This is a genomic window from Segeticoccus sp., from assembly GCF_035708005.1.
In genome coordinates this window covers 1-6,211 of the sequence record NZ_DASSTI010000044.1, presented here as the reverse complement: position 1 = coordinate 6,211, position 6,211 = coordinate 1, and the positions used below count along the sequence as shown (strand labels likewise).

Genomic DNA, 6,211 nt, shown 5'->3' with positions numbered 1-6,211 from the left:
CCACTCTCAGAACTGCTCGAGGCGATCCACCGGGCCAGCGCCGGGGAAGCGAGCTTCCCCGCTGCGATGCTCGCGCGGGCGCTGGACGACCCGTCACTCGACACGCCTTCGTCTGCAGGGCGTCCCGGCTCCTTGAGCCAGCGGGAACTCGAGATCTTGGCTGCGCTGGCGGACGGCAAGTCACGGCAGCGGATCGCCGCCGAGTGCCACATCTCCGTGCACACCGTGCGGACCCATGTGCAGCACATCCTCGGCAAGCTCCACGCACCCACGACCCTGGCCGCGGTCCGCCTGGCCCGGGAGGCGGGACTGCTCGAGCTGACGCACACCGGCGTCTCCACCAAATGACGTAGTCAAGATCGCCCCCACGAACGATCTGGGCGGAGGAGCGAATCCTTAGTGTCGAGAACGTCATTGAGAACCTGTGAAGGAGGCACGCCATGGCGATCCCCGTCCTCGACGACGCACCGCCACTCATCGCACCCATCCCCTTCTCGCGGGTCCGGCTCAGTGATGATGCCGCCTCGGATGTGGTGGACGTGCTCCGCTCCGGCTGGCTGACGACCGGGGAACGCGTCCTGTGCTTCGAGGCGGATTTCGCCGAGTTCGTCGGCGCTCGGCGCGCCATCGCGGTCTCCTCGTGCACCGCCGCCCTGGAGCTCTCCCTCAAGGCACTCCGGCTCCCGGCCGGCTCGCGCGTCCTCACCACCACTGACACCTTCTGCGGCACCGTCGCAGCGATCCTGCACGCCGGCCTGACCCCCGTTCTCGCCGACGTCGACCCGGTGACGGCCATGCCCAGTGCCGAGTCGGTGGCGCGGGTGACCGACGAGGTCGGCGGCGTGGCCGCCATGGTGGTCGTCCACCTCGCCGGACTTCCCGCGCCGGTATCCGAACTGGCCGCTGCCGCCGGGCTGGGACTCGACCGGGTCATCGAGGACGCGGCGCACGCGCTCGGCACCTGGGTCGACGACCGACCCGTAGGTGCGATCTCCCGCGCCACGTGCTTCAGCTTCTACGCCACCAAGAACCTGCCCATCGGCGAGGGCGGGATGATCACCACGGACGACGAGGACCTGGCGCACACCTTGGTCCAGACCCGGCTGCACGGCCTCTCCGCCGACGCCTGGCGGCGCTACCGCCCGGGCGCCAGCTGGCGCTACGACGTCAACGAGGTCGGGATCAAGGCCAACATGACCGACGTGCAGGCGGCCATCGGACTGGCCGGGTTGCACGAGTTCCCGCGGATGCAGCAACGCCGTGCCGAGGTCGCGGCGCGCTATGACGCCGGCCTGGCCGACATCCCCGGGCTCTGCCTCCCGCTCCGTCCGGCACGCGGCCGTCATGCCTGGCACCTGTATGCCGTGCGCGTGCGTCCGGGTTTCGGTCGCGACCGCGATGCGCTCGCCGAGGAGCTGACCCGTCGGGGGATCGGCAACTCGGTGCACTTCATCCCCGTGCACCAGCTCACGGCCTTCCGCTCCGTCTGTCTGGGCCCGGCCAACGGGTGGCCGAACGCCGAACGCGTTCACGCCGAGACCTTGTCGCTCCCCATGGACTCGGTCATCTCGGATGACGAGGTGACACGTGTCTGCACTGCTGTCCGCGAGTTGGGAGTCCCATCATGACCATCGCCCTGAAGTACGAGTGGGAGCCGGAGCAGATCGGCTTCCTCCCCACGACGCAGCCCGGGCTGCGCACCCTGATCGTCGGTGCCGGTGAGGCAGGCCGCGCCCTCGCACGGGACCTGCGCTCGGTGCGCACGTTCGGCCTCGCCCCGATCGGCTTCCTCGACGACGACACCTCCCGGCGCGTCGTGCGCAAGCTTCCCGTGCTCGGCCGACTGCACGACCTGCTGCGGGTCTGTGCGGAGCAACGTGTCCAGGTCGTCGTGCTCGCGATCCCGGGACTGCCCACCGCGGAGGTTCGCCGCCTGGCGATGGTGGCCGCACGGGTCGGGGCGAGTGTCCGCCACCTGCCCTCCTTCATCGCCCTGCTGCAGCGCGACGTCGTCGGCACCGACATGCGTGACCTGCAGATCGGGTCGCTCATCGGCCGGCCGGAGCTGCACGTGCAGTCGCCGGAACTCAGGGACACCCTCACCGGCAGGCGCGTCCTCGTCACCGGGGCGGGCGGCTCCATCGGCAGCGAACTGTGCCGCCAAGTCAAGGGATTCGAACCCGAGAAGCTGATCATGCTGGACCACGACGAGTCCAACCTGCACCGGCTCCAGCTCGAGCTCGAAGGGCAGGCGCTGCTCGACGACGCCGACATCGTGGTCGCCGACATCCGGGACCGGGACCGCATGCACCAGGTGATGCGCGACCATCGGCCCGACATCGTCTTCCACGCCGCGGCGCTCAAGCACCTGCCGATGCTGGAGCGGCACCCCTGTGAGGGAGTCAAGTCCAACGTCCTCGGCACCCAGAACGTGGTGCAGGCCGCCGTCGCCCACGGCGTGCAGCGCTTGGTGTTCATCTCGACGGACAAGGCCGCCGACCCCACCTCGGTGCTCGGCGCCACCAAGCAGCTCGGTGAGCAGGTCGTGCGTGCCGCGGCCGGAGGACCCACCGTCACGGCGGCGGTGCGCTTCGGCAACGTCCTGGGCAGCCGTGGCTCGTTGCTGACGATCCTCGCCCAGCAGATGCGGTCAGGAGAACCCATCACGGTCACGCACCCCGACGTGACGCGGTACTTCATGACCATCGAGGAGGCGGTCGGGTTGGTGCTCGAGGCCTCTCGCCTCGCCAGCGGTGGAGAAACCTTCGTCCTCGACATGGGCGATCCGGTCCGCATCACGGACCTCGTGGCCAACTTCGCCGCCCAGCTCGGACTGCCGTGTGAGGACATCACCTACACCGGTCTGCGCCCCGGGGAGAAGCTGCACGAGGCGCTCTTCAGCGACAGCGAGGAACGCCTGGCGACCGACCACCCCCGGATCTTCAGCACTCGGGGCGCGCACCGCACCGGAGCGGCCCTCGAGCTGGAGGACCTCTATGCGGCGGCCGCCCGCAACGAGGCGCCCGAGGTGGGCGAGCAGCTCGGCCGCTTGGTCGCCACCTACCGGCCGGTGCGCGAGCCGGTCGGCGTGGGAGCCGGGTTCGAGGCGATCTATCCCGATGACTACTGATTCCGCCGGCAATCGGCCGGACGGTTCCTGGGACAGGAGAGGAACGAACTGATGGAGCTGACTGAGGCGATCCGCCGCATCGTGGCGGGTCGTTGGGCAATCTTGGTCGGGTGCTTCGTGATTGCCGTTGGAGGCACCCTTGCTGTCACCCTCCTCGCGAGCCCCCTCTACACGTCCACCGCACGGATGCAGGCCACGACCACGCCACCGGGGTCGGACAGCGAGGCTGACTCGATCCTGAACCAGGTGCAGGGCGTGGCGACCAGTCCTCGCGTCATCTCCCTGGCCCTGCAGGACGCCAAGTTGAGTGGCCACCGGGACCCGACCAACGTCGCCACGAACGTGCAGGTCACCAGGATCGGCACCTCGGCGGTCTTCGACGTGTCGGTGCAGGACCCCGACCGTGCGGATGCGAAGGCGCTGACCGAGGCGGTGACCCAGCAGGCCATCGACTTCCTCAACACCTCCGGAGCCGCGCGGACCTCCCAGCTCGACGACAACCTGCACCAGCAGCTCGACCAGCTGATCACCCAGCGACAGCACCGCTACGACCAGCTCGCGAAGGCTTCCTCGGGCGCTCCTCGCGCCCAGCTGACCGCGGAGATCGGCAGCCTCGACCAGGAGATCTCCGACGTCAACACGGCCATCCGGCAGCTCGGCCTCACGACCGTCACGGCCAGCAACGCCTCGCTGGTCTCCGACGCCGGCAGCGCCGTTCCGGTGGCCCAGCACCTGACGACCCACCTCGCATTGGCGGCCATCGCCGGCATCGTTGCCGGCTTCCTCATCTGCATCCTGCTCGAGGTGGGGCGCCCCCGGGTCGCCGACGGCCGAGCCCTGGCGCGCGAGCTGGATGCTCCGGTGCTGGGCGACATGCACCGCCAGTCGGTTGATGCCACCACCGCACTGGCCATCGCGAGCGCGGCGCGCCGCCGGCGACTGTCCACCGTCGTGCTGGCCGGCACCACCCCCAGTCGGCTGCGCGCACTCGCGGCGCACCTCGATCCCCAGCTCGAGCCGACCCAGACCGTCCCGACCGCTGCCGAGCTGGCCGGTTCACCGTCCTCGAACGGCCACAGCAACAACCGCCACGGCGGCGCAGCCGCCGCCGACCGTTGGCGCACCGGTGCCGACATCACCCCCGGCACCGTCCACGTCGCCAACCCACCGATGGTCACGGTCTCCGACCTGTCGGCCCGCGTCGAGGCGATTCCCTTGGCGGACCTCGGTTCCCGGCCGCGTCAGGCCTGCGGCCTGCTCATCGTGGTGCCGCGACTGAGCCGCTACAGCGAGATCCGACGACTCACCGACCTCGCCGCGGCCACCGGGTGGCCGGTCCTCGGCGTCCTCGACGACCGCACCTCCTCGCACAGGAAAGGCAGCTGACATGACCAGCATCACCGACCGCACCGAGTTGCCGGTCCAGCTCATCACCCACCCCGGCGACGAGGACGGCGGGAGTGTTCCAGCGGGCACCCCCCTCCGTGACCTCACCGTGTTCGACAGCCCCGGCATGCCGGCGGACCCGACTCTCATGGAACGCCTCCGGGCCGGCACAGCCGGAGCCGACCTGGCCGCGCCCCCCGTGGTGCTCCCCGACTTCTGCCACAAGGACAAGTCGGAGATGCCCTCCAGCATCGCCGTCGCCACCCGGGGTGCCATCCGGCCGACCCTGACCGACGCGGCGCTCAACTGCGGCATGGCACTGGCCACCCTCGACGTCGACAAGCCGGACGAGGCCGCGATCAGCACCTTCTACCGACGCATCCAGGAGCGCTTCCCCGACCCACCCACATGGTCCTTCGAGCTGTCCCGCGCCGAGGTGCTCCGCGCCGCGGTCGAGGGAGCGGACTTCGCCGCCGAGCGGTTCGGCATCGACCGCGCCGACCTCGACCGGGTCGAGGAGATGGGGCGGCTCCCCGTGGAGGAGCTCGGCGGCGCTCGCGCCGCGCGCAAGGAGCTCCCGTGGGTCTGCACCCAGCTGGCCCGCCTGCGGTTCGGCTCGATCGGCCCGAGCACCCACTTCCTCGAGCTGCAGCAGGTGGACGAGGTGTTCGAGCCCGAGATCGCCGAGCGTCTTGGCCTGCGCCAGGGACAGATCACCCTGCAGTTGCACAACGGCGGCGGGGTGCTCACCGGCCAGATCGGTGAGATGTATGCCCGACGCAAGGCCGCCTCGCGCATGCTGCGTGCCGAGATGGCGGTCGCCAAGCCGATGGCGCACCTGCGCGGACTGACCGGCCTGCAGCAGGCGCGGCGGCGGTACAGCCGCTACTTCGAGGTCGGCTGTCCCTCGATCCCGATCGAGGGTGACGAGGGTCGCCGGGTGATGCTGGCCCAGCGGCTGTCGATGAACTACGGGTTCGCCTACCGCCTGGCCACGTATGCCGCCCTGAAGGAGTTCGCGCGGGCGGCGTTCGGCGCCTCCCTGCGCCTGGTCGTGGACTCCCCCCACAACTCAATCTACGAGGAGCAGATCGCCGGGGCCCCGGCGTTCGTGCACCGCCACAACGCGGCCCGTGCGTGGACGGCCGAGATGATGGCGGGACACCCGGCGTTCGCGGAGACGGGTCAGCCGCTACTGGTGCCCGGCACCAACCGCACCTCGTCGTTCCTGTGCGTACCCGCGGCCCGGGCCGACCGGAGCCTGCACTCTGCGTGCCACGGAACGGGCAGCATCATCAAGGCCTTCGAGCAGGACGGCCGCTCGGGTCGTGACCCGCTGGGTCGCCACACCATGCGCTACCGCTATGACGGCAAGGCACCCCGGCTGATTCCCCAGCTCGACGACCACGGCGTCGACGAGGCGCTCGGCATCCTCGTCCGGAACGGCCTCGTCCGCCCGGTCGTCCGCCTCCGTCCCTTCGCCGTGCTCACCTGATCGGGGACGCACGTGACACAGTCCCTCGTGGAGCGAGGTGGGCCGCTCGCGGCTCCCCTTCCGGCGCCCGTCCCTCCGGCACCCCGGCAGGCCGAAGCGGTCCCGGGTGGCGCACGCGTCAGCGGCCCGGCCCGGGTGGCGTTGGGCGCGTGCGGAGTCGCCGTGGCGTGCCAGCCGCTCATCCGGCCGTCCGGGCCGGG

Annotated in this window: 5 protein-coding genes; all 5 read left to right on the top strand. The window is 70.6% G+C overall.

Annotation, left to right across the window (positions count from 1 at the left end; all coding sequences use genetic code 11):
• Window positions 1-348: response regulator transcription factor (locus tag VFL99_RS05350; RefSeq protein ID WP_325105304.1), on the top strand; the 348-nt coding region annotated here is incomplete at its 5' end.
• A 92-nt stretch (window positions 349-440) separates the two neighbouring features.
• On the top strand, window positions 441-1,628 hold the full coding sequence (locus VFL99_RS05345; protein WP_325105303.1) for a DegT/DnrJ/EryC1/StrS family aminotransferase: 1,188 nt from the start codon (window positions 441-443) through the stop codon (window positions 1,626-1,628).
• Complete coding sequence (locus VFL99_RS05340; protein ID WP_325105302.1) at window positions 1,625-3,130, top strand: polysaccharide biosynthesis protein; 1,506 nt, start codon at window positions 1,625-1,627, stop codon at window positions 3,128-3,130. The genes VFL99_RS05345 and VFL99_RS05340 overlap by 4 nt, the downstream gene beginning before the upstream one ends.
• 51 nt (window positions 3,131-3,181) lie before the next feature.
• On the top strand, window positions 3,182-4,516 hold the full coding sequence (locus VFL99_RS05335; protein WP_325105301.1) for a GumC domain-containing protein: 1,335 nt from the start codon (window positions 3,182-3,184) through the stop codon (window positions 4,514-4,516).
• A gap of 1 nt (window position 4,517) precedes the next feature.
• Complete coding sequence (locus tag VFL99_RS05330) at window positions 4,518-6,011, top strand: RtcB family protein (protein ID WP_325105300.1); 1,494 nt, start codon at window positions 4,518-4,520, stop codon at window positions 6,009-6,011.
• Window positions 6,012-6,211: the final 200 nt, after the last annotated feature.